Genomic DNA, 24,524 nt, shown 5'->3' with positions numbered 1-24,524 from the left:
TGTTTCGCAATTCAATAAAAGAGTGTTAGTCGACGAAGAAGGAAATTCCGACTTAAGAGTGGAATGGATTACTTATAGATAATATGGACGAAAAGGTGGACGAAAAATTAAAATTCATTTTTAGTGATAGATAAGATTATGATCGTCTACTTGATCCGCTATAAAAAAATCCATTGGGCGGGCAAAACCAAACTGGTACTTTCCGAACAAAAGAATATTCCGGCCCAATGGACCTTAGAGAACAGTATTGAGTTTATGAATCAAATTGATGTAGATCCCATTACCTTTGTGTCATTTATTGGCGGAAAGCAGAGCAACGGATTTATGGTATTCCAAATACCGCCCTCCGTTACAAAACTTCCGACCCTTTCCATTATAGATGACAAGATCTTGGCGATATATGCTTTTCTCGTATTCGGCCTCTTTCTATTTGTCTCTTGGTTATTTTTCTTCAAGATACGGAAACGGCTCGTTCATCTCCAAACCGCCATGACGGAAACGAAGGAAAACGGGATTCCCGAAAAGATCGTTATCGATAAAAAGGATGAAATCAGTGAATTAGGCAAAGCGTTTAATCATATGATCGATGAACTGATAAAAAGCAGGCAGCATGAACAAAAAGAAGAAGCACTCCGCAAACAGCTGATTGCTAATATATCCCACGACTTACGAACACCTCTTACAACCATTCGTGGGCTTGCCTATTCATTACAAAAAGAACCTATGTCGTCCAAAGGGAAAGATTCACTTCATTTAATTGAAAACAAGATAGATCTCCTAAGCCATCTGCTTGAAAATCTCCTTTCCTACACGCTATTATCAGCCGGAAAATACACATTACAAAGAAAAGAAACTGACATAATTCGGTTCATTCGGGAATCAATGGCAGGATGGTATCCGGTATTTGAGAAAGAAGGCTTTAAAGTAGACTTTCGTCTGCCCGATATGGCTTTGATCTGGAATATCGATCCCCATTGGTTCATGCGCATCCTAGACAATCTCTACCAAAACGTGATAAGACACTCTAAGTCGGGGCGGTTTGTCGGTGTCCGAATCGTGGATGATGAAGGGAAAACAGCCATTCTAATTGAAGACAGAGGCCCCGGCTTGGATGTAACAACAGACAAAAAGGGAGCCGGCATCGGCCTCTCCATCGTATCCCTCATGCTTCAGGAAATGCAATTAGGTTGGAAAATAACAAGTTCACCAAAGGGAACGGAAATCTATCTGTACGAAAAAGAAGGAAACCCCGAATTAAACAAAATTTAAACGAAACCTCACCTTCATTTTAACCTTTACTGATTAGGATGAAAGTGAGGTTATTTGTTTTGAACAAAAAAAAAGGATGATTACGTTGAATTTCACATCGTCATTACGGAATAAAGAGGCTAAAACAAAATGGTACCGTTGGCCCTCATGGATTGGTTATGCTGCCATGTTATGGTCGGCGCTGTATGGAACATTCCATCTTTATTGGTTATGGGGTGGAGCTGGATATCCTTTTAATAATGACGGTATAGGATTGTTCTCCGCCATGGTTACCCATCTTCCTCCAAAAGTTGGCGGTATTGTTTTTGTCGCGCTATGTCTCATGTCTATTGGAATAGGCCTGGTCATGCAAAAAGGACAATTTAAGGCCTTTTCTCGGCGGTTTGCGCTTGCCTATTTATGGGGGTTCTCTGTTGCTCTGCTCCTCTTTACTCCTGATACCAGGTTAATTGCCGCTATGGCTTACGCTTTTTTATTTAAATTCGACTATAACTGGCAAATGTTGAATCAAACTTTTTGTATTCTTGGCGCGCTTTTTTGGATGACGGCCGCTGTTGTTTACCAAAGAAAAGCTCGGCATGCATGCGAATATTGCGGGCGGAATAAAGAAGAAGAACCCTTTTTCTTGGTGCTTTGGGGGCGTTTGTTAACCGTTATCGCCGCACTGGCGCCCCTGCCCTAAGCCCTAATTCGCTTCGCGTGGGCACTCGATATCCCTTTAGGAGTTGATCCGCAATTCCTTAGGGAGTTCTCGAGCGCAAATCCGATGGCACGTATGACGGAATGGGTTTTTGGATCTGTTTGTATAGTCGGGGGTGTCCTGACACTTGGTTTGATTCAAAAATGGGGTGAAGTCTTTCCTCGCAGGTTCCCGTTCATTGGCGGAAAAAGAGTACCCATCATGCTGGCAGTGATTCCTGCTTCTATTGTTGCCATAGCTGTAACCGCAGCAGGTTTTGTCTTTACATTTGGTATCTTTGCCGCGGCACTTCATCTTGAGCCGATGGACAATAACATACTCAGTCAGGGCTGGGGTACTATGGGACCTATGATTTTTTGGGTGCCATGGGGAGTGGCTCTTGGGCTGGCCGTGATCGCCTACTATTATCGTCGGCGCGGCCGATGTTCCACTTGTGGAAGAAGTTAAAAAGGAGGATGTGTGAACATGAATGAAAAAACAAACAATTTGAAAGCTCAAACGGAAAGGCTAAATGCATTTGAACAATGGACGAAGAAAGCGGTATGGCCAGCTTACCTCGGTTGCCTTTGGGCAGTCATATATGCCGTTTTCGTCCGATTTTATCAAGCGGCAGGCGGAACTTTAGGTCTTCCTGGGCAGTTAGAGGATCCTAAAGGGGCGTACATGGCAAGTTACCTTGCAGGCGTCTTAATCATGACCTGCGGGTTCATTTTAATTGCTCTTGTCAAGCCATGGGGAAGAGTAGTCCCGACATGCGTGCCGTTAATTGGGGGAAGACAAATCCACCGTCTCATTATATTAATCCCTACCCTTTCCTGTACTGCGTATTTAATTGCGCATGGAATCAGTGGGATCATAACAAAAGCCCTTCTTCTAGTAGATGTTATTACCATTCATTTCACTGGCTGGATTTCACTTGATGTCCACAGCTTGGCGTTATGGGATCTTTTGTTTTATGAGCCGTGGTTTGTAATTATGGGCATTTTGTCCGGGTTAACAGCTTCCCATTATGCGCTAGCTTCCGGCATTTCTCTTTCTGCATTTAGACGGAGCATGGTAATCTATTTAATTACGGTTTTTCTCCTCTCGGTGTTTTGTGTATTCTATATCATTGTTAAACTCACTTGAATGTGGCAGGGGTCCGTTGTCCCTTTAAGGGCCCCTGTTAGTTGTTATTGTTCAATGTAAACAACCTCCTTCATTTTGATTGCTATAATGTTTGTATTGTTCTTTCTTGTAATTAAAAGGTAAAAAAGTTCCATTAATGCAATGATTATGTTAATTTTAATAAAAAAAAACTTATTTCATCTAATTGTTACGGAGGTATATATGTGGAATGGTTTGTCAGTCTTCCAGCTGTTATGCAGGCACTATTGGGGACATTATTTACTTGGGGAATGACTGCACTTGGAGCCGCATTGGTCTTTACAACTAAAAATGTCAATCAAAAATTTTTAGACAGTATGCTGGGGTTTGCAGGCGGGGTCATGATTGCCGCAAGTTTTTGGTCGCTGCTTTCACCTGCTCTTGAAATGGCTGAAAATAGTTCTCTCCCGGTATGGTTACCAGCTGCAATAGGCTTTCTTTCAGGGGGTTTTTTCTTATTAATTGTTGATAAGATCCTGCCGCATTTACATCCTGATCAACCGATTGAAAAAGCAGAAGGAATTCATCCATCGACAAAAAAGAGAAGTACTTTACTTGTGTTAGCTATTACTTTACATAATATTCCTGAGGGGTTAGCAGTTGGAGTTGCCTTTGGAGCGGTCGCAGCAGGATTTCCATCCGCTTCTTTAACAGGCGCGATTGCATTAGCAATTGGAATCGGCATTCAAAATTTCCCAGAGGGTCTTGCCGTCTCAATGCCATTAAGGCGTGACGGTATGTCTAGAACGAAGAGTTTTATGTATGGACAATTTTCCGGGTTAGTGGAACCAATTGCAGCTATTATCGGTGCCGTTTCTGTCATGTTTATTCAGCCGCTTCTCCCATACGCTCTAAGCTTTGCTGCTGGGGCGATGATCTTTGTTGTTGCGGAAGAAGTTATCCCGGGATCACAAGAAAATGGCAATACAGATCTAGCATCGATCAGTTTAATGATCGGATTTGTGATTATGATGATTTTAGATGTGGCACTTGGTTAATAAAATATTGAAAAAGCGTTATAACCATCCAATAACTGGATGGTTATTACCGCAATATACGGTTCTATATCAAATCAAACCAAATAGGTGAATCGTCATCTGGATCATAGTTGTAATTAATTAATATTTCCTCGCCTGCTTCAATGGGTGTATGGGCAAAAAAGTTAATCGTTTTTCTTTCAAAGTCATGTTTATATAATGCATTGGGTTTGTAAGAGTGGTTAAAGAGCGAACCATACCCTAATGCTAATGCACAGTCTTTATTATCTTTTCCCCACCAAAACACGTAATCCATGAACATCGTGTTTTTCAAATATTTGTACTCGGTCCTGGGAGCTATTATGACCGGAGCTTCATGAATAAGTTCACCCTTCTTAATATCGCGGGTAGCAAAAATCCCTTTACCATATTTACATTCCTTTACTTCAAACATTTTACACCACCCGTTAATTCAAATTCAGTCTTATTTAATAAGAAAACAATCTATTTTCTAATCTATGCCGAACAAGGCAAAAGGGTAAGTACTGATTAAAATAAAGAATTTATGAACACTCGTATTAATAAGATTGTCGAGCGATTGGATTCAAAATAAAGTACGAATATTTCATTTTATTGTATAGTAATAATGTAACTAACATGTTTGGGAAAAGGGGTATTGATTGTGCAAAAGGATTTCTATGTTAATAATCGGAATCGTTTATATGAAAAGCTTGAAGATGACTCACTGATGATTTTGTTTGCTGGGCGGGCACCGCAAAAGTCTGCAGATGAGGCCTATCAGTTTGTGCCAAACCGAAACTTTTATTACTTAACTGGAATTGACGAACCTAACATTATAATGCTTGTACATAAATCAAAACAAACCGTTGATGAATATCTATTTATCGAAAAATCAGACCCAATTTTAGAAAAATGGGTTGGAAAAACCATTTCATCAGAAGAAGCTGTAGAAGTCTCCGGGATTAATAAAATCCAATATATTGAACAATTTGAATCCATGTTATCCCGATTTTTCCTTACAAACCCGTTAACAAATCTTTATTTAGATCTTGAGAGAAGAGAATTGGATACTGTAACGACTAAAGCGCAGCAATTTGCAGGTAAAATGCAAGCGAATTATCCATTCCTGCAAATTAAAAATGTCTATCTAGAAATTTGCGAGTTACGTGTTTTTAAAACGCCTGAGGAAATTGAAGAAATTAAAAAGGCCATTGCGATTACTTATGATGGAATCAAAAACCTAATGAGCCATGCCAAAGTCGGTATGAAAGAATATCAGCTTGAAGCACATTTTGATTTTGTCCTTAAGTCGGCAGGTGTAAAACACTATGCGTTTCCTACGATTGTGGCCAGTGGCAAAAATGGCACAGTTCTTCACTATGAAAAAAATGATGCAACAGTTGAAGAGGGCGGCCTTGTCCTTCTTGATTTAGGGGCACAATATAATTATTACAATGCGGATATTAGTTATACATTCCCGGTGAATGGTACGTTTTCGGAAAAACAAAAAACATTTTACAATATCGTATTAAAAGCATTAAGAGAAACCACAGAACTGATTAAACCGGGTGTCCCATTTGCCAAACTAAATGAGCATACAAAGAAAGTTCTAGCTGAAGAGTGCATCAAAGTTGGCTTGATCATGGAAGAGAGTGAAATTGGAAATTACTATTATCATGGTGTTAGCCACTTCCTTGGTCTTGATACCCATGATGTTGGTGATTATAAGGACTTAATCCTACAGCCTGGAATGGTATTAACCGTTGAACCCGGATTATATATCGCAGAAGAAGGAATCGGAATCCGGATTGAGGATGATGTGTTAGTTACTGAGGAAGGCCATGAGGTACTTTCAAAAGAAATTTTCCGGTCGGTTGAAGAAATTGAAGCCTTTATGAACAAATAATTTAGAAACCATTAACAAACGAGCAACTATTGAGTTGCTCGTTTGTTTTTTAGAATATTTCAATTAAATGAAATTCAACCTTAAGACCATATGGTAAAATAAGTATATAGAACTCGGTTTTGAGATAGGAGGGGAATCTATGAAGATAGTTATTGCGGGTGGTTCGGGATTTATCGGGAAGAAATTGACATTCGTTCTTCTCGAAAATGGCCACAAAATTATTATTTTAACAAGGAATGATCAGCAGTCCTTACGAAATGTATCATATGTAAAGTGGCTCGAGGAAGGTACTCTTCCTGAAAAGGAAATAAAAAATGCTGATGAATTTATTAATCTAGCAGGTGTTTCAATAAACGATGGAAGATGGAATGCAAACCATCAAAACCAAATTTATGACAGTCGGTTGAAAGCAACGGATGAGTTAATAAGAATTATCGAGGCCTTACCTGAAAAGCCAACAGTACTGATTAATGCAAGCGCGATCGGTATTTACCCGGCATCCCTAACTGCAAGATATACTGAAGATTCAGTAGAAAAGGCAAATGATTTCCTTGGTAAGACAGTAAATGACTGGGAGTGTAAAGCGAAACTAGTAGAAGCGTATTCCATTCGTGCTGTCTTTATGAGATTCGGTGTTGTACTCGGTAATAAGGCGGGGCACTTCCCCTTATGGCACTTCCATATAAATTGTTCGCCGGCGGTTCGGTTGGTTCAGGTGAACAGTGGGTGTCATGGGTGCATGTGGAGGATGTAATCCAAGCAATCGTATTTGCCATTGAAAATAATAAATTGTGTGGGCCTGTAAATGTCACTTCTCCATCTCCAATCAAAATGAAGGATTTCGGTAAAATAATAGGCACAGTATTACATCGCCCACATTGGCTGCCTGTCCCTTCATTTGCGATGAAAATGCTACTCGGACAAAAAAGTGCACTCGTTCTTGAAGGCCAGCATGTTGTACCAAAGGTGTTAATGGAAGAGGGCTTCGAATTCAAATTCCCGATACTTCAATCCGCTTTGGAGGATTTACTGGTAAAATAAGCAGTGTTTAGTTGCATATAAACAATACAAAAAGTATAGTGGAATTGGGACTAAATATTCGAAATATTTTTACAACGGGGGGTATACCCATGAGTGTTATTATTGAAAGATTGTTTATCGGACAAATTGCGAGACTAAAACGAACTTTTAATGAAAGTGATGTAAAATTGTGTAACGAATTAACGGGAGATTTTAGTCCTGTATATCAAGAAGCTAAAAATGATTGGAAGGGTATTTCCTCTAAACCGCTTGTTCCTGGTTTACTCACAGAAGGTCTAATCACGCAGGTGATTAGCCAAAAATTACCTGGAACTGCATGTGTGTTACTGCAAAAGGAAGTAGTTTATTATCTTCCAGTCCATGTAGGTGATGAAATTACTGCAGAACTTGAAATTATTGATATTAACCATGAACGAAACTGGGTAACGCAAAAGGTTAGTTGTTTTAACCAATTTGGAAATGAAGTGGTCAAAGGACAGGTTGTTATCCTCATTTTACCGAGCCACAGTTCTTAGGTGGGAAAAAGCCAATGTTAAAAAATAAATCTAACAATCGCATTCGATACAGCTTTGAGGATATTATCGGAGAAAGTCAATTGATAACTCAAATCAAAGAATTGGCAGCAAGAATCGGCACAAGTAATTCCACTGTCCTGATTACAGGGGAAAGTGGAACCGGAAAAGAACTATTTGCCCAAGCAATTCATGGCCTTAGTTCAAGAAAGAATCATTCATTTGTTGCCGTTAACTGTGCCGCTATACCCCATGAGCTATTTGAATCTGAGGTTTTTGGATATGAGGCAGGGGCTTTCAGCGGGGCAAAAAAAGAAGGAAAGCCCGGTAAAATAGAATTGGCGCAAAATGGGACCCTTTTTTTAGATGAAATATCCGAACTCCCATACCAAGTCCAGGGTAAGCTGCTTCGGGTATTACAGGAAAGAGAAGTGGAACGGCTTGGGGGAACAGGGAGTAAAAACGTAGATATCCGCATCATTGCTGCAACGAATCGAGATTTAAAATCACTTGTCCAGGAGGGCAAGTTCCGGCAGGATTTATTTTACCGCTTGTACGTGTTTGAATTAAAAATTCCTTCGCTGCGGCAAAGAAAAGAAGATATATTGCCTTTGGCATATCATTTTATCAATTATTTAAATGATCAAATAGCACAAAATGTAAAATATATGAGTCCCGAACTGCAGGAATGGCTTTTGTCTCATGATTGGCCTGGAAATGTTAGAGAACTAAGAGCGTTTATTGAGCGTGGGATGAATTTGGTAGAGGGTGATACACTAACAATTGAAAATTCATTTCTTTTTTCAGCTTTTGATGCTACTGCACATAAAACGGTTGAAGAAGAGGGCACGTTTGCCGTAAGCCTGGAAGAGGCAGTCACAAAGGCTGAAATAGGTGCTATTCAGCGAGCTTTAAAAGAATCTAACGGAGACCGGACAAAGGCGGCGCAAATTTTAAATATCCATTTAGCAAGCCTTTATCGGAAAATGGCAAAATATAAATTGAAATAAAATTTGTTAAAACACACATTTTCGTGTGTTTTTTTGTCTTTATAGGGTTTAAGGATTGAAAGTTTTCGCAGGGTTGTTTCGCAGATCTGCGAAAAAAAGTAGAATTGCGAATTTTCAAAAATAAAAAACCTGACAGAGAGCAATCACAAGTTGGCACGAAATTTGCAAATTTAAAAAGTAGAGGAGGGGGTATCTTGTTAAATTTTTCATTTAGCCAAGAACAAGATTATTTTCGAGACATGCTTAGAAATTTTTCCGTGAATGTATTACTTCCACAATACACGAAATGGGATCGCGAAAAGACTCTTCCAAGACATTTATGGAAAAAGCTCGGGGAGCTGGGGGTTAATGGCCTGAGGATTCCTGAAGAGTACGGAGGAAGCGGCGCTGAGTGTGTTACCGCTGGTATTGCGGCGGAAGAAATTGGCCGGGGTGATTTCAATCTGACTTATGCTGTTATGCTAAATGCATTGGCCTCTGAAATAATTACCAATCATGCAGCAGAGCAATTAAAAAAAACATGGCTTCCGCAAATTGCAAGCGGTGAAAAAATTGTTGGTGTCGCGATTACTGAACCATCGGCAGGAACCGATGCAGCGGGAATCCGCTCAACGGCAGTACATAAAGGAGATTGCTATGTACTAAATGGAGAAAAGTCTGGAATTAGTGCAGCGACGTTTGGCGATGCCTTTATTATTTTTGCCAAAACGGATCAGAATTCCGGCAGTAAGGGCATCAGTGCTTTCATAGTCCCTTCAGAACTACCGGGAGTGGAGTGTAAAGGCTATGACGACATGGGAAATATTCCGATTGGGAGAGGCTCTATTTATTTAACGGAAGTAGAGATACCTGAAGAAAATTTAATTGGATTAGAGAATAATGGCTTTTTCCAGGTGATGAATGGATTTGATTTAAGCCGGCTGTTAATTGGACTTCAATGTGTGGGGGCTGCCTTTCAAAGCATCGATGAAACAATTGAACATGTAAAAACAAGGCATGCATTTGGAAAACCATTGGCAAGGTTTCAAGGCGTATCCTTCCCAATTGTCACACATTACACTCAATTGGAATTAATCAAATGGCAGGCCTACCGTGGTCTTTGGCTTCGTGACCAAGGCAAAAAGCATACAAGAGAAGCATCCTCTGTAAAGTGGCTTGGACCAAAATACAGCCAGGAAGCCATTCACGAATGCATGCTCCTCAATGGTCATTATGCTTATACGAAAGATATGCCGCTTGAACAAAGATTACGAGACGTTATTGGTTTGGAAATTGGGGATGGAACGGCACAAGCAAATCAGATTGTCATCGCAAAAGAATTAATAGGTAAAGAATTTCGCCCATATTAATCTAGGAGACAATCCATTATATGGAACAATCTGAACCCTAAAAAAACTGGAGGGAAAAAGAGATGGAACTACAAGATGTAATGTATGAAAAAAGAGAGGGAATTGCCAAAATTACAATTAACCGACCTGAAGTTTACAATGCGTTTCGGGCGCAAACAGTTCAGGAATTAATCTGGTCATTCCGCGATGCCTGGGATGATAACCGTATCGGTGCTGTTATTTTAACAGGGGCAGGTGAGAAGGCATTCTGTACTGGCGGTGACCAAAAGAATAAAGGAGACAGCGGCTACGATAGCTCAGGAGGTCTTGGAGGGGGAATCGGCTTAGAAATAGAAAATCTGCACCGAACTATCCGTGCTATGCCGAAGCCTGTCATAGCTGCTGTTAATGGCTATGCGATTGGCGGCGGTCATGTACTTCATGTCCTCTGCGATTTGACTATTGCTTCTGAAACAGCCCTTTTCGGCCAGAGCGGTCCAAAGGTTGGCAGTTACGATGCCGGCTTAGGCTCAGCATATTTAGCTAGGATTGTTGGCGAAAAGAAAGCAAGGGAAATTTGGTATTTATGCGAAAAATACACGGCACAAGAAGCGAAGGAAATGGGCCTCGTCAATAAGATTGTGCCACAAGATGAATTGATGGGAACCGCCGAGGATTGGGCCGGAAAAATAGTAGAAAAAAGCCCGACCGCGATCAAAATGTTGAAATACTCCTTCAATGCTGATTCCGCAAATATTGAAGGGATTTCACAGATTGCAATGGCAAGTCTCGGAATGTTTTATAAAACGGATGAGTCAGCAGAAGGAAGAAATGCTTTTGTTGAAAAAAGACCAGTTGATTTCAAGAAATTCAGGCAGTAACAAAGTTTTACCTAGTTTAAAGGGGGAATCAAGCTGATGGGTTTTGAAACGATTTTAACAGAGGAAGTTTGTAAAAAATACGAGTCTGATTGGTCAAATAAAACCATTTTACATTACTTACATCAAGCGATTGACAAAAACCCTGATAAGACAGCCATAATTGATAAAAATAGCCGTTATACCTATAAAGAGCTTGATAAATTAGTAGATCGTGTGGCTCTAGGATTGCTCGAAATAGGCTTGAAAAAAGGCGATGTTATCTCATTTCAACTGCCCAACTGGAATGAGTTTGTTATTCTGCATTTTGCGGTTACGAGGATCGGAGCCATCAGTAATCCGTTGATCCCTATTTATCGTGATCGAGAAATTGGCTTTATGGTTAAGCTTGCCGAATCCAAGATGATTGTTGTCCCTGATGAGTTCCGAGGATTCAACTATCCAGAAATGATTGACAGACTTCTTCCGGAATGGCCTTGTATGGAACATATATACGTTATTGGGAAACATGTACCGACAGGAATGAAATCTTTTTCGTCCCTGATTGATGTACCATGGGAAGAACGAAGAAATCCGGCTGAATTAGACAGAATCAGCATTGATCCCAATGAACTTACTGAAATTATTTTTACATCCGGGACCACAGGGGAACCAAAAGGTGTTATGCATACCCATAATACCGTCACCTTTACCTCAGAACTTTGGCTCGATCATTTAAAGTTAACGTCTAAAGATGTGATTTTCATGGCATCTACTTTTGCACATCAGACAGGTTTTCTTTATGGCGTCCGCTTACCCTTTATATATGGAGGAACCGCCGTTTACCAAGATATTTGGAATCCAAAGGAATTTATCGAATTGATTGAAAAAGAGAAAATAACCTTTACGACAGCCGCGACGCCATTTTTACAAGATACCATACAAGTCGAGGATATCGAAAAATATGATTTAAGCTCCTTAAAATACTTTATTGCGATTGGGGCTCCAATACCAAGAACACTTGTAAAACAAGCTGCTCAAAAATTGCCATGCGGAATTCTATCAGGCTGGGGTCAATCGGAAAATGGCCTTGTAACGCTAACACTTGCGAATGATACGGAGGAAAAGCTAACCAATACGGATGGTGTTCCATTCCCTAAGATGGAGGTAAAGGTAGTTGACGCAAATGGAGGTCAGCTGCCGCCAAATAGTGAAGGCGATTTATTAGTTAGAGGTCCGGCGTTATTTGTTGGTTATTTAAAAAGATTGGAGCTAACAAAGTCCGATTTTGATGGTGATTGGTTTATTACGGGGGATCGGGCAGTTATGGCTGAAGATGGGTATATTCGAATCACCGGCCGTAACAAAGATATTATCATACGCGGAGGCGAAAATATCCCTGTGGCCTATATTGAAAATATTTTATATGAACATCCCGATTTATCGATTGTTCAAATTGTAGCTATGGCAGATGCCCGACTACAAGAGAAAGCCTGCGCCTTTATAAGCATGAAACCCGGGAAAGAACCGCTTACGATGGAGTTATTGAAAACCTTTTTAGCAGAAAAAGGGGTGGCTAAGCAATATTGGCCGGAACACGTAGAAGTGATTGAAGACTTCCCAAGAACGCCAAGCGGTAAAATTCAAAAATTCCGCTTACGGTCGATGATTAATGAGAAGTTAGCGGATAGGGTGTAGCTTTTTGCTTTTTAGAGTGAAAATGGCCTCTGTTGAAGATTCTAATTATTTTGTAAATTATTCATTGTAGATAGTAAAAGTGTTACTAAACAGAGAAGAAGTAATAGGAGGGATCGTGAATGATTCAACGTGTTGCGTTTGTAACAGGGGCAGGAAGTGGAATTGGCAGAGAGATTGCGAAATTACTAGCTTCCCAATCTATGAGAATCATTGTTGCCGATATCAATAGTGGTGGTGCAGAAGAAACCGTCTCCATTATAAAGGGAAACCATGGTGACGCGATGGCTGTATATTGTGATGTTACGGATTTAGATAGTGTAAAGAATGCAGTTAGGGAGTCGTTGAATTTTTACCAAAGAATCGATGTTCTTGTAAATAATGCAGGCTGGGATAAGGTTGAACCTTTCCTAAAAAGCGAGCCTCAGACATGGAAGAAAATTATTGATATCAACTTAATGGGGCAGGTTCATACATGTAAAGAGATTTTGCCGGTAATGATTGATGGCGGTTATGGGAAGGTCGTAAATATTGCCTCTGATGCTGCCCGAGTGGGGTCAAGCGGGGAGGCAGTATATTCCGCTGCAAAGGGAGGAGTTGTCGCACTGACAAAAACCCTGGCACGTGAAATGGCCCGCCATAAGATCAACATTAATTGTGTGGCACCAGGACCAAGTAACACGCCGTTATTTCAAGAAATTGGTTCGTACAATGAAGGGCTTGCCGGGGCATTAGAAAAAGCAATTCCCTTCCGTCGCTTAGCACAGCCGGAAGATATAGCCGGTGCTGTAGCTTACTTCGTTTCGGATGATGCAGGCTACGTAACAGGTCAAACCCTATCGGTCAGCGGCGGATTAACGATGCTTTAATGACTAGCCAATAGGGGGAATTCCCCCTATAGTAGTTCTATTAAATAAAAAGGTGCTTTAATAACTGGATCGGACATGTTGCTGCATGTTTGATCTTTTTTACTAATATAACCCATAAAGATGTGCAAAAAACCCATTAAGATATATAATTATATCCATTATGGGTTTGTTAAAAATGGATCACACTGCTGTATGGGGGAACGGTTTATGGTTGCAATAAAAACAATTAAGATTGATGGTGAAGAGATTCATATTTTTAATAGTGCCATCTATATTTTTGAATCAAGCTCTGGATTTACGTTAGAGTTGGGGATCATTGTTAGTGAGATCACAGTAAAAAAATATAAAAATGAGGAAAACCTTATTATTGAAATCGAATTGGAAGATGGTAGAATCATAAATTCGATTATGCATGTAAAAATTCTGTCTGGCGGTCTGCCGCAGCTTAATTTATTTTGTGAACTCGATGATGGTCAAGAGTATGAAGATTTCGATAGAGTGAACGAAAAGGATTCGTGGTTTCCAAATATAGAAGAAGGAATCACTTTAGAAGAAATAAGAAAAGTGGAAATGCCTATTGAAGATATTAGTTTAAAATTAAAACTACCAATTGACCAAATAGAATGGTTAAAAAGCCAAAAAAAGAGTTCATTAAGTCAATTGTTCCAAGAATTCATTCATGATTATTGGAAAAAAGGATACTGAGATTTATAGCAACTAACTATCTTCCGCTCATTCCCTTATAAAATGAAGCAAATTTGACGAGACTGTTAAGGAACAGAGACCATTAATGTGGATGGAGTTGCTTTGATGACTACCCCTTTTGATTACCCGGAAATTTTTTATAATGAGGCTATTTTATATTTAGAAATGAAATGGGAGCGCAGACTCAGTGATCATGAACGACATGTGCTAATTGAGGGCTATCGCTTTGGCAGGATGGTTGAGGCAGAAGCGGAAATTAAAATTTTATTTGCTAATTAATTTGAAATTGGATCAAGTAGAAAAAGGGTGCCCAATCGGACACCCTTTTCTGAAATCACCGGTTATTGACCCTGTTGATTTCGTAATGATTGTTCAGCATAAGCAATAAGTCGTTTTGTCATCTCGCCGCCGACTGAACCGTTTGCTCGTGCGGTCGTATCAGCACCAAGTTGTACTCCAAACTCGTTAGCAATTTCTTCTTTCATTTGATCCAGAACATTGCCCGCACCAGGAACCAACAGTTTGTTTCTAGCCATGATACATCACTCCCGACGATTTTTTTTGAGCAATAAAATAAATTGCTCCGATATATTTTATCCTAATTATGAACATAAATTCAGAAAAATAAGTGATTAGTCCAACCCAACCATATAACTCCCTTTTTCTACAAAAAATAGTTTCCTTCAACTACAAAATTTGTAAGGTTCCTCAGACTTTTGACGTATTTTTGTGTTTAAAAGCGCAAAAATACAAGTTTGGATGTATAATAAGGACTTGCATAACGTAGAGGAGGAATTTAATTTGATGGAATGGACTTTAGCCGGATTGTTTTTGCTATCCGCTATCTTACTCACAATTTCTTTATTAAAATCTAATCGGATCGCGAAAGAAGAACATAAACAAATTGATTTGATTCATATATCGACGATGAAAGAAATCAATGCTTTGCAAGAGTCAATTCGGAATATGGAGCTTGACATGGAAGTGGTCACGAAGGATGCGGGAATTCAACTTTCAGCTGAGGATAAGGTATTAAAGCGTGAAGTACTAGATTTATATAGACGCAATTACTCGATTGAGAGTATCGCAGAGATGAAACAGGTACCAGAAAATGATATTGAACAGCTCCTTGCCCCATTTCAGGAAGTAAAGGGTGAAGGGAGAGCGGCTGCCAATGAGAATTAACTTACTAAGCAGCTTTGCAGCAGGAATTCTTATCAGCACAACCATATGCGGGGCCGTCTACCTTACAAATCCTAGTGACCAGTCAAAAGCAACTGTCAACACAGTTGAAAACCGATCAACAGTCAAACCTTCGGAAAAAGAGATGAAACAAAAGCTTGAGACAAAAGGCTATATTGTCCAAACGAAAGCTGAATTTGACAAAAACGTGAAGGATGCAAAGGACTCTGGGCAAAAACAGGTTACTCCTGATAATAACCAGTCTGCAAAAACCGTTACGAAAGTCATTGTGAATGTAGCTGATGGTATGACAAGTATCGATGTAGGCAAGGCACTTGTCCAGGCGAGTTTAGTCCAGGATGCATTTGCTTTTTCACAGGATATTGAGCATAAAGGTCTAGAAAACCGTTTGCGTCCAGGAGTATATATAGTGGATAGCGAAATGTCATACGACCAAATGGTCTCAACTATTTTTAAATAACACAAAATTAGCGAACAGTGCCGACACTGTTCGCTTTCTTTTTAGTGGCTGATTAGTTGGACTTCCAGCCATTTCCGCACACTATTGATGAACCAGATTTTTGTACTTTTATGTATATCCCCAACGGTTACTGTTTTTTCATGAATTTCTCCATTCCTTAGTAATACTTCACGAAATGTGCCTGCTAACAATCCGCTATCTATAGGCGGTGTCCATAATGAACCGTCTATTTCAAAGACAACATTTCCATTTGTAAACTCCGTTATCTCACTCTCTTCATTCCAAAGGAGGACATCATAAACTTCGGCGGGCTTCTCCAATTGAAATGGTGTATAAACTTCCCGATTTGTAGTTTTATGGTACACAAAGGGACTATTTTTATCTATTGGTTTATTGGCAAGCATTACTTTTAATGCTGTCCCCGGTTGCACAATCGGATTCCCTTCGGTGATTATCTCTCCGTTTTTAGCTAGCAGCAGCCGGACTTTTAACACATCATTTCCATTTTTCTTTGAAAAAATGTCCAAAGCCCTTTTGACATCGGCAATATCACATGGATACCCGAAGTATTGAGCCGAATTTTTCAGGCGCTGAAGATGTTCTTCTAATAAAAAATAGCTTCCTTTGTCTAATAACATGCTTTCAAGTAATTGAAACACAGGTTTGTTTTCTTTAAGGAAGCTAGCCTTTGTCAGAATTTCTTGATATTCACCCTCGCTGGTGGAATCCCAGGTGATTCCACCGCCAACACCATAGGTTGCTTGACCTGATTGATGTTCAATTAATACGGTTCTGATTGGGACGTTAAAAATGGCTTCCTTTTCAGGTGTAATAAAGCCAATGGTTCCACAATAAACCTCACGCGGTGCCTTTTCTAGGTCTGTGATGATTCCCATCGTGCTGACCTTAGGCGCGCCAGTAATCGATCCGCAGGGAAAAAGTGCTTTAAAAATATCAACAAGGGTTGTTTGGTTAGCAACCTTTGCGGTAACGCTTGAGGTCATTTGATGGACGGTTGGGTATTGTTCGATTTCAAAGAGCTTTGGCACGGAAACAGTGCCAAGTTCGGCGATGATGCTTAAGTCATTGCGCAACAGGTCGACGATCATCACATTTTCAGCTCGGTTTTTTTCTGAATGGTAAAGCCAACTGGCATTTGCTTCATCTTCAATCGTTGTTTTTCCTCTTTGTATTGTTCCTTTCATTGGCCGTGTTGTTAGGAAGTCACCTTGTAAGTGAAAAAACAATTCGGGTGAGGCAGATAAAATGCTATGTTCACCGGTGTTGAGATATGCACAGTAATTGGATGCTTGGGCCACTTTTAATTTTTCAAAAAAAGCAATGTCGTCACCACGAAAGTGGGAGTTTAGACGAATGGTATAATTTGTCTGGTATGTATTGCCGCTTTCTATCGCGTGTTTAATTGATGAAATAGATTGATTGTACTCATCTCTGCCAACAGATGATTTCCATTCGGAAAGTGAAAATGTATTAGTACTGGTTAGTGGTTGTTGCTGAGGTTCCCGGAAAATTCCAAACCATAAAAATGGCATTTTATTTCCGTCCTTAACTTTATAGGCAGAATCGAAGGCCGGCGCACTTTCGTAGGATAAAAATCCTCCAGCATAGAACCCGTCTTTAACAGCCTCTTCCACAAGTTGCAAGCAAGGAATAACCTCTTCGATGGTGTGCGCCTGAATCAGCCTGATCGGATTTTGAAAAGTTAGCGGTTGTATTTTACCGTTTGAATCAGCAAATTCAAATGAGAGTATTGGAGTTTGATTCATGATTTTTGGGTTCATCCTTCTTTTAAAAAATGATTTTTGGTAAGTTAACTATAAAATTTATAACATAGATTGCTTAGTGTATACTAGTGTAACTTATTCACTGTGGTTAGTTGTTTTAGAGAAAAGGATAGTGTTTTATTATATTAAAATAATAAAAAAATGTAAACGCTCTCTATGTAACTAAGGATTAAATAGAAAAGTAAGTTCAGAAACAGGCTTGTATAAGTAAAAAGACCTATTATTAGTAAAAATCTCCAAGTTTCATACTTTGTTCAATATTTCACAATCTGTTTTTCAAAATCCATTCTATGATAAATTCATAAATGAACAAGGAGTGATTAGACATGATGATTTGTGAATGGAAAACCTTCGCAACCGATTCTGAAACCTATACCCAGGAGGTATTTGAGGAAACAGTAGGCGATGAATTTGAAGCGATGCAGGTTGAAGATAATGAAGAAATTCCAGCCTATATTTGGACAGTCAATTATGTGATCATTGTCAAAAAGTATTCAAAAGTTTTAACTGAGATCTTATTTGAAAAGATTCCAAGAAATCCAGTTTGTGAATAACGCAAATGAAAACATAAACTGTTGCAACATGATCAAATCCTTTGTGAAATACATCGCATTTATTCACGCGCTCATTTGTTATTATAATTTTGAATATTAAAACATTTTCAAAAGTACTTATCCAATTGGAGGGACAATCATGACAGTGGTAGAAAAATTAGGAAAAGAAAAACAGACTGTAACAAATATGATTGATGTCTTAGTGGAAAATGGCTTAAAGGCATTAGAGGAATTCCGTGGATTTGACCAAGAAATGGTAGATGAAATTGTAAAGCAAATGGCCTTGGCAGGTCTTGATCAGCATATGCCATTAGCTAAACTTGCTGTTGAAGAAACAGGCAGAGGTGTATATGAAGATAAAATAATCAAAAATATGTTTGCGACAGAATATGTTTATCATAATATTAAATATGATAAAACCGTTGGGATCATTAATGAGAACGAACATGAAGGAATCATAGATATTGCTGAGCCGGTCGGAGTTGTCGCTGGGGTTACACCTGTCACAAACCCAACCTCCACAACAATGTTTAAAGCACTAATTTCGATTAAGACAAGGAATCCGATAATCTTCGCCTTTCATCCATCTGCACAGAAGTGCAGCAGTGAAGCGGCTAGAATCCTAAGGGATGCAGCGATTAAAGCCGGAGCACCGAAGAATTGTATCCAATGGATTGATACTCCATCCCTTGAGGCGACGCAAGCATTGATGAACCACACGAAAATATCAATGATTCTCGCAACTGGCGGAGCTGGCATGGTTAAATCTGCCTATAGCTCAGGTAAACCTGCCCTTGGAGTTGGGCCAGGGAATGTCCCTTGTTATATTGAAAAAACAGCCAATCTTCAACAAGCGGTTAATGACTTAATACTATCGAAAACATTTGATAACGGAATGATTTGCGCCTCCGAACAGGCCGTTATTATTGATAAAGAAATTTATGCTGATGTAAAACGGGAAATGATTGCGAACAATTGTTATTTCTTAAATGAGGAAGAAAGAGTAAAGATTGAATCCTTAGTCATCAATGAACATTCATGTAGCGTTAATCCAACCATTGTGGGCATGGCTGCTTCAAAAATTGCTGCCTTGGCAGGTGTTATCGTTCCAGAAAACACAAAAATCCTTGTGGTAGAGTTAAAAGGCGTGGGCCCTGCTTATCCACTATCAAGGGAAAAATTAAGCCCAGTTTTAGCCTGCTTCAAGGTTAGCGGTCATGAAGAAGGCTATAAAAGAGCAGAAGAAATGCTTGAATTTGGCGGTTTAGGACATTCCGCTGTCATTCATACCAATGACCAAACTGTCATCAAAGAGTTTGGTTTACGAATGAAAGCAGGACGGATCATCGTGAATGCTCCGTCATCACAAGGTGCGATCGGTGATATTTATAATGCCTACATTCCTTCCTTGACCCTTGGCTGCGGTTCGTATGGCGGAAACTCTGTATCTACTAACGTTGGTGCGGTTCATTTAATCAATATTAAAAAAGTGGCTAAAAGGAATGTCAATATGCAATGGTTTAAAGTTCCGTCAAAAATTTACTTTGAGAAAAATTCAACTCAGTATTTAGCGAAAATGCCGAAGATCTCGAAAGCGATCATTGTCACTGACCCTGGAATGGTGAAATTAGGCTATGTCGATAAGGTGCTTTACTATTTAAGGAAACGTCCGGATTATGTACATTGCAAAATCTTTTCAGATGTAGAACCGGATCCATCGATTGAAACGGTGATGAAGGGTGCCGAAATGATGGCTAAATTTCAGCCTGACGTGATTATTGCCCTTGGCGGCGGCTCTGCCATGGATGCTGCCAAAGGAATGTGGTTGTTCTATGAATACCCTGATGCTGAATTCTTTGGCTTAAAACAAAAATTCTTAGATATTCGCAAACGTATTGTTAAGTATCCGCATCTTGGAGCAAGGGCTCAATTTGTTGCTATACCTACAACGTCCGGAACAGGATCAGAAGTAACTTCCTTCTCGGTTATTACTGATAAAGAAGCCAATATTAAATATCCTTTAGCTGACTATGAATTGACACCGGATGTGGCGATTATTGATCCGCAATTCGTCATGACGGTTCCAAAACATATTACGGCTGATACAGGATTAGACGTATTGACGCATGCGATTGAAGCCTACGTCTCTTGTATGGCGAATGACTTTACTGACGGTCTAGCAATGAAGGCAATTCAGTTGGTATTTGAATACCTGCCAAGAGCCTTTAAAAACGGAGGCGATGAAGAGGCCCGTGAAAAAGTTCATAATGCATCAACGATTGCCGGTATGGCCTTTGCAAATGCCTTTTTAGGAATAAACCATAGTCTTGCACATAAATTGGGGGCCGAATTCCATATCGCCCATGGACGTGCTAATGCTGTGCTTATGCCGCATGTTATTCGCTATAATGCTTTAAAACCGAAGAAGTTTACCGCATTTCCGAAGTATGACCATTTCAAGGCTGACAAACGGTATTCAGAAATTTCCAGAATGCTCGGCTTACCTGCCATGACGACTGAGGAAGGGGTAGAAAGTCTTGTTCAGGCCATTATTCAATTGGCGAAAGAATTGGAAGTCCCAATGAGCTTAGAAGCAAACCTTATTGATCAATCTGAATTCGAAAGCAAGGTTGACCTCTTAGCAGACCGTGCCTTTGAAGATCAATGTACGACTGCCAATCCAAAACTACCTTTAGTAACGGAATTAGCCGAGATTTATCGATTAGCCTATAAAGGCATATAACCTATTATTTGCGGTCAGACCCCTGGTGAGCAAGAGCTTCAGGGGTTGACCACATTTTTACTTGAATTTTTAAATTATTCTTTTGTATTACAATAGAATAGTATATAAAATAATAGGGATAGAAATTATTGGAGCAGGTGGAATGATGGCAAAAACAATAGTCGAAAAATTGAACTTACAAAAATACAAAAAAACAGCGGTTTTAAATTTACCAAAAGGAGCAGATTATGTAGCAGAGCTCGCTGATTATGATACAGAGCTTGGCGATGGATCCTATGACCTTATTTTTGCATTTGTATTAGATTTGGATTCTTTAAAGGAACTTGTAAAAAAGGTAATTAATAAAAATCAAATAAATAAAAACGGTTATATGTATATGGCTTATCCGAAAAAGGGGAATAAAGTCTATCCAACCTTTATTCATCGTGATGACTTATTAAGCGGGTTGGGAGCCGATGAAAATGGCTATATTGGTACAAGCACGATCAAATTTGCTCGGATGGTAGGGTTAGATGAGGTTTTTACGGTGGTGGGTCTAAAAGAGGATTCTAAAACAAAAAATCAACCATCTACGAAAGCGAGTCAATGTGTTGATGATTATATTTCCATGATCCCTGACGTAGAAAAGGATTTGCAGGAGACACCGGAAATACTGGCATTCTATCAGTCACTTACGCAAGGATACCGTAAAGATTGGGCCCGTTATGTGTATAGTGCGAAACAAGAGGCAACAAAAGCAAAAAGGCGCGAGGAAATGAAATTGATCCTTAGTGCGGGTTATAAGAGCCGCGATCTATATCGCAGCGGAAAATAAAGTAGTGAAATCATAGGTCAAACTATTAAGTAAATAAGGCTGCCTATCCTACACAGGAACAGCCAGCCTTTTGCAATTATTATCTTTGGAGTGTGCTAACTGGTAAAACACTTTTTAGTACTGACTCCTCGTCAATGGTTAAAGGGACTAACGGTAAGCGGACACCGCCAACATTGATGCCTGTCAGATTTAATGCTGCCTTAACAGGTGTTGGGTTCGGTGCTGCAAATAGTGCTTTCATAATCGGAAGCAGTCGTTGGTGTGCTGTAGCGGCCTCTTTAAGATGACCATTTTTAAAGTTATTGACCATTTCCTGCATTTCATTCCCAATGACATGGGATGCGACTGAAATGACTCCGGCACCGCCAATCGCTAAAACTGGTAATGTTAAGCCGTCATCACCGCTATACAGCGTGAAATCCTCCGCAGTTTGACTAATAATTTCAGCCATAGCATCAAGGTTTCCACTCGCTTCTTTGACCGAGCCAATATTATCGATTTTTGAAAGTCGAACAATGGTGTCAACATTCATATTAATGCCGGTTCTTCCTGGGATATTATAGATCATTACCGGCAGGGAAGTTGATTCCGCTATCGTTTTAAAGTGTTGGTATAAACCTTCTTGAGATGGCTTATTGTAGTATGGAACAACAAGCATAATCCCATCTACGCCTGTTTCTTCGGCAAGTTTAGTTAGGCTAATTGAAGCCCTTGTATTATTAGAACCCGTTCCAGCAATGACCGGGATTCTTCCATCAACGACTTCTACAACAAATTTAAATAATGCAACCTTTTCCTCTGTAGTTAAGGTTGGGGATTCACCGGTGGTGCCCGCGACAACTAATCCATCGGTACCATTTGCAATTAAATGATTCACTAAATTTTTCGTTGCGTTAAAATCAACTTCACCATTTTGGTCAAATGGTGTCACCATTGCCGTTAATACTTGGCCAACATTCATCATTCTCACCCTTTTTCATTTTTTTTAGAAATTAGAGGGGGCAAAGGCCAATCTCAGATTGACGCAAAAAAGCAGCAGCGAGGGTTCGCAGCTGCCGTAGAAACATAATAAAAATAAGTTCCTATGCGTGGATAGCCCTCCATATAGTTTCCTATATGACAGTTCTGTGCTTATTCAACAGCAGAACCAGCTTCAAGACCATGAGTATCTCTGAAGCTTCGGCAAATTCCCCTTTAAACAATCGTCTAAGGATCTCATTATCCTCAAATTGTCTACTAATGGTCTTTGCGCCTCTATCCTCACTTCAAAAGATATTGAAGTAAGAAAGTATGTAATTGATTGCTACTATACCAGATAATTCAATTTAATACAAGAGAATTTTTCCAATCTATCGGTAAGTATTTGAATCCTTACTTCAATATAATACAATAGTAATAATAGACAAAAAATAGGATGATGATCATTGGATTCAACGATGAAAAAAATAATAGAAGCTAGTTATCTAACAGCGGACTCGGCGGCACACTATCGAACGATTCTCCGCTATTTTTACCATCAGCACGAGAGAATGAGAGATTTCATTGCACCGGAAGAGTTATTGGAATATATGCGCCAGGTTCCCTCTTTCGCCGATTATCAAGAAGAGCAGCTCCATCAACAATTAGCGCAGCTTGTAAAATGGAATAATTTAATCGCAAGGCAGGATATGACCAACGCCAAAACAATCGAAGAATATAAAAAGAAGCGGTTCCGCTATCAATGTACACCTTACACGGTTGAGATTGAGAGAATGATTGTGCAGCTTGAAAAATTAGGAGATACCTTCCAAGGTTCATTAGAACGATCGCAATTTGATCGTCTGTTCCAGGCGTTAACCACCATGCAAAATGAACTTGACCACAACAAATCGGCTGAAGAATATATGCGGATTTGGGAGGATGTATTTCGATATTTTCAAACGATTCGTACCAGCACCGCCGATTATATTGCCTATATAAATAGTGAACAAACAGACCAGCGAATGCAGACTGAAGCTTTCTTAGTCTATAAAAACCAGTTTACAACCTATCTACGAGATTTTATTGTATCTTTACAAAAAACATCGCTGCAAATCCAGCATTCATTAGCAGAATTAACCCCGGAACGGTTACAGCACTTTTTTCAAAAATTAATCGAGCATCGCGGGGCGATTCCCCGTCTTGAAGACGTTTCATCGTCAGCGAACGATTGGCTTACCGAATATAAGGAATATTGGTTTTCATTACGCCAATGGTTTTTAGGATCTGCCACACAGCAAAGTGAACTAGATGTCCTTCAGTGGCAGACCAATGAAATGATTCGCCGAATGGCAAGATATGTGCAGCGCATTGGCGAGAGGCAGCAGCATTTTCGCAGCCGGAAAAAGGATTATCTGCAATTATCAAAATGGTTTGTAGAATGCAGTGATCGTGAAGAGGCTCATAAACTATCAGCGGTTGTGTTTGGCTCGATGACAATCCAGCATCTCCAGCTCGAGGAAGCGACCACCGAAAACCTTCATGTCGATACATGGGAAGAAGCACCCACTGAATTAACAATAAAACCGAGAACAGTCCGCTACCGAGAAAAAACAAAACCGGGATCGTTTATTTCGAATGAACAGAAGAAAAAAGAACAGAGAGAACTCTATTTAAAGGAACGAGAGCAAGAGAAAAGGTTAATAGAAAAATATATGAATCAAGGCAGAATCACACTCTCATCGCTAACAACTGTAGAACCGTTTATCCGCAAGGTTCTATTAAGCTGGATTGGGAAATCAATGGCTAATAAAAATCGCGTGGTCAAGACGGATTACGGGTTACATGTTAAGGTAATGCTAGATTATGAGAAAATGATTACATTACAAGCTGAGGATGGTAATTTATTGATGCCAGATGCCACATTCTTGTTTGAGGAGACTAGGTGATAG

General features: G+C 39.7%; 24 protein-coding genes, 1 pseudogene and 1 riboswitch. Of the genes and pseudogenes, 21 read left to right on the top strand and 4 right to left on the bottom strand.

The window, feature by feature from the left end; translation table 11 throughout:
* Positions 1-123: 123 nt before the first annotated feature.
* The 5 genes from BABA_RS12470 to BABA_RS12455 all read left to right on the top strand — a co-directional run bounded on the left by BABA_RS12470 (position 124) and on the right by BABA_RS12455 (position 4,113).
* The gene (locus tag BABA_RS12470) at positions 124-1,269 is read left to right on the top strand and encodes a HAMP domain-containing sensor histidine kinase (protein ID WP_157273174.1); all 1,146 of its coding nucleotides are present in this window, start codon (positions 124-126) and stop codon (positions 1,267-1,269) included.
* Between the two features lie 85 nt (positions 1,270-1,354).
* The gene (locus BABA_RS26995; protein ID WP_087946599.1) at positions 1,355-1,951 is read left to right on the top strand and encodes a hypothetical protein; all 597 of its coding nucleotides are present in this window, start codon (positions 1,355-1,357) and stop codon (positions 1,949-1,951) included.
* 84 nt (positions 1,952-2,035) lie between these two features.
* Complete coding sequence (locus BABA_RS26990) at positions 2,036-2,416, top strand: hypothetical protein (RefSeq protein ID WP_087946598.1); 381 nt, start codon at positions 2,036-2,038, stop codon at positions 2,414-2,416.
* Between the two features lie 18 nt (positions 2,417-2,434).
* Positions 2,435-3,097 (top strand): DUF3995 domain-containing protein, encoded by a 663-nt coding sequence (locus BABA_RS12460; protein WP_007085551.1) that lies wholly within the window; start codon positions 2,435-2,437, stop codon positions 3,095-3,097.
* A gap of 233 nt (positions 3,098-3,330) precedes the next feature.
* The gene (locus BABA_RS12455; RefSeq protein ID WP_040346250.1) at positions 3,331-4,113 is read left to right on the top strand and encodes a ZIP family metal transporter; all 783 of its coding nucleotides are present in this window, start codon (positions 3,331-3,333) and stop codon (positions 4,111-4,113) included.
* Positions 4,114-4,177: 64 nt separating this feature from the next.
* On the opposite strand, the gene BABA_RS12450 is transcribed toward BABA_RS12455, so the two are convergent.
* Positions 4,178-4,546: an SET domain-containing protein gene (locus BABA_RS12450; RefSeq protein ID WP_007085549.1), complete on the bottom strand. Its 369-nt coding sequence runs from the start codon at positions 4,544-4,546 to the stop codon at positions 4,178-4,180.
* Between the two features lie 228 nt (positions 4,547-4,774).
* Here BABA_RS12450 and BABA_RS12445 point away from each other — a divergent pair, with 228 nt between their 5' ends.
* From BABA_RS12445 to BABA_RS27315, 10 genes and pseudogenes are all read left to right on the top strand, one after another.
* Positions 4,775-6,019: an aminopeptidase P family protein gene (locus tag BABA_RS12445; protein ID WP_007085548.1), complete on the top strand. Its 1,245-nt coding sequence runs from the start codon at positions 4,775-4,777 to the stop codon at positions 6,017-6,019.
* A gap of 139 nt (positions 6,020-6,158) precedes the next feature.
* Positions 6,159-7,060 (top strand): annotated as a pseudogene (locus BABA_RS12440) (TIGR01777 family oxidoreductase).
* A gap of 89 nt (positions 7,061-7,149) precedes the next feature.
* Positions 7,150-7,575, top strand: coding sequence for a hotdog family protein (locus tag BABA_RS12435; RefSeq protein WP_007085545.1), 426 nt, complete (start codon positions 7,150-7,152; stop codon positions 7,573-7,575).
* A 14-nt stretch (positions 7,576-7,589) separates the two neighbouring features.
* Positions 7,590-8,582, top strand: a complete 993-nt coding sequence (locus BABA_RS12430) for a sigma-54 interaction domain-containing protein (RefSeq protein WP_007085544.1) — start codon at positions 7,590-7,592, stop codon at positions 8,580-8,582.
* A 194-nt stretch (positions 8,583-8,776) separates the two neighbouring features.
* On the top strand, positions 8,777-9,931 hold the full coding sequence (locus BABA_RS12425) for an acyl-CoA dehydrogenase family protein (protein ID WP_007085543.1): 1,155 nt from the start codon (positions 8,777-8,779) through the stop codon (positions 9,929-9,931).
* A gap of 62 nt (positions 9,932-9,993) precedes the next feature.
* A complete protein-coding gene (menB, locus tag BABA_RS12420) occupies positions 9,994-10,791 on the top strand; it encodes a 1,4-dihydroxy-2-naphthoyl-CoA synthase (RefSeq protein WP_007085542.1) in 798 nt (265 codons plus the stop codon).
* A gap of 36 nt (positions 10,792-10,827) precedes the next feature.
* The gene (locus BABA_RS12415) at positions 10,828-12,465 is read left to right on the top strand and encodes an AMP-binding protein (RefSeq protein ID WP_007085541.1); all 1,638 of its coding nucleotides are present in this window, start codon (positions 10,828-10,830) and stop codon (positions 12,463-12,465) included.
* Positions 12,466-12,584: 119 nt separating this feature from the next.
* Positions 12,585-13,331: an SDR family NAD(P)-dependent oxidoreductase gene (locus BABA_RS12410; RefSeq protein ID WP_007085540.1), complete on the top strand. Its 747-nt coding sequence runs from the start codon at positions 12,585-12,587 to the stop codon at positions 13,329-13,331.
* A 207-nt stretch (positions 13,332-13,538) separates the two neighbouring features.
* Positions 13,539-14,036 carry a hypothetical protein gene (locus tag BABA_RS12405; RefSeq protein WP_007085539.1) on the top strand — a complete coding sequence of 166 codons (498 nt, stop codon included), beginning with the start codon at positions 13,539-13,541 and terminating at the stop codon, positions 14,034-14,036.
* Positions 14,037-14,141: 105 nt separating this feature from the next.
* A complete protein-coding gene (locus tag BABA_RS27315) occupies positions 14,142-14,315 on the top strand; it encodes a hypothetical protein (RefSeq protein WP_157273173.1) in 174 nt (57 codons plus the stop codon).
* Positions 14,316-14,377: 62 nt separating this feature from the next.
* On the opposite strand, the gene BABA_RS12400 is transcribed toward BABA_RS27315, so the two are convergent.
* A complete protein-coding gene (locus BABA_RS12400) occupies positions 14,378-14,572 on the bottom strand; it encodes an alpha/beta-type small acid-soluble spore protein (RefSeq protein WP_007085538.1) in 195 nt (64 codons plus the stop codon).
* A 268-nt stretch (positions 14,573-14,840) separates the two neighbouring features.
* Here BABA_RS12400 and BABA_RS12395 point away from each other — a divergent pair, with 268 nt between their 5' ends.
* Both BABA_RS12395 and BABA_RS12390 read left to right on the top strand, forming a co-directional pair.
* Positions 14,841-15,221 (top strand): hypothetical protein, encoded by a 381-nt coding sequence (locus BABA_RS12395; RefSeq protein ID WP_007085537.1) that lies wholly within the window; start codon positions 14,841-14,843, stop codon positions 15,219-15,221.
* Positions 15,211-15,699 carry a hypothetical protein gene (locus BABA_RS12390; protein WP_007085536.1) on the top strand — a complete coding sequence of 163 codons (489 nt, stop codon included), beginning with the start codon at positions 15,211-15,213 and terminating at the stop codon, positions 15,697-15,699. Before BABA_RS12395 ends, BABA_RS12390 begins: the two co-directional genes overlap by 11 nt.
* 41 nt (positions 15,700-15,740) lie before the next feature.
* Here the strand turns inward: BABA_RS12390 and pabB are convergent, their stop codons facing one another.
* Positions 15,741-17,486, bottom strand: a complete 1,746-nt coding sequence (gene pabB / locus BABA_RS12385; RefSeq protein WP_007085535.1) for an aminodeoxychorismate synthase component I — start codon at positions 17,484-17,486, stop codon at positions 15,741-15,743.
* A 344-nt stretch (positions 17,487-17,830) separates the two neighbouring features.
* On the opposite strand from pabB, the gene BABA_RS12380 reads away from it, so the two are divergent.
* The 3 genes from BABA_RS12380 (at position 17,831) to BABA_RS12370 (ending at position 21,615) form a co-directional block, all read left to right on the top strand.
* Positions 17,831-18,058 (top strand): hypothetical protein, encoded by a 228-nt coding sequence (locus BABA_RS12380; RefSeq protein ID WP_007085534.1) that lies wholly within the window; start codon positions 17,831-17,833, stop codon positions 18,056-18,058.
* A gap of 139 nt (positions 18,059-18,197) precedes the next feature.
* A complete protein-coding gene (gene adhE, locus BABA_RS12375) occupies positions 18,198-20,801 on the top strand; it encodes a bifunctional acetaldehyde-CoA/alcohol dehydrogenase (protein WP_007085533.1) in 2,604 nt (867 codons plus the stop codon).
* A 142-nt stretch (positions 20,802-20,943) separates the two neighbouring features.
* A complete protein-coding gene (locus tag BABA_RS12370; protein WP_040346221.1) occupies positions 20,944-21,615 on the top strand; it encodes a YdeI/OmpD-associated family protein in 672 nt (223 codons plus the stop codon).
* Positions 21,616-21,694: 79 nt separating this feature from the next.
* Here BABA_RS12370 and dapA read toward each other — a convergent pair whose 3' ends face one another.
* Positions 21,695-22,576 carry a 4-hydroxy-tetrahydrodipicolinate synthase gene (gene dapA / locus BABA_RS12365; RefSeq protein WP_007085531.1) on the bottom strand — a complete coding sequence of 294 codons (882 nt, stop codon included), beginning with the start codon at positions 22,574-22,576 and terminating at the stop codon, positions 21,695-21,697.
* Between the two features lie 124 nt (positions 22,577-22,700).
* A riboswitch (Lysine riboswitch) is annotated at positions 22,701-22,880 on the bottom strand.
* Positions 22,881-23,039: 159 nt separating this feature from the next.
* Between dapA and BABA_RS12360 the strand changes: the two genes are divergently transcribed.
* On the top strand, positions 23,040-24,521 hold the full coding sequence (locus BABA_RS12360; RefSeq protein ID WP_007085530.1) for a TIGR02677 family protein: 1,482 nt from the start codon (positions 23,040-23,042) through the stop codon (positions 24,519-24,521).
* Positions 24,522-24,524: the final 3 nt, after the last annotated feature.

The sequence above is a fragment of the Neobacillus bataviensis LMG 21833 genome (assembly GCF_000307875.1).
GTDB lineage: Bacteria > Bacillota > Bacilli > Bacillales > Cytobacillaceae > Neobacillus > Neobacillus bataviensis.
This window is presented reverse-complemented; position numbering and strand designations above follow the sequence as displayed.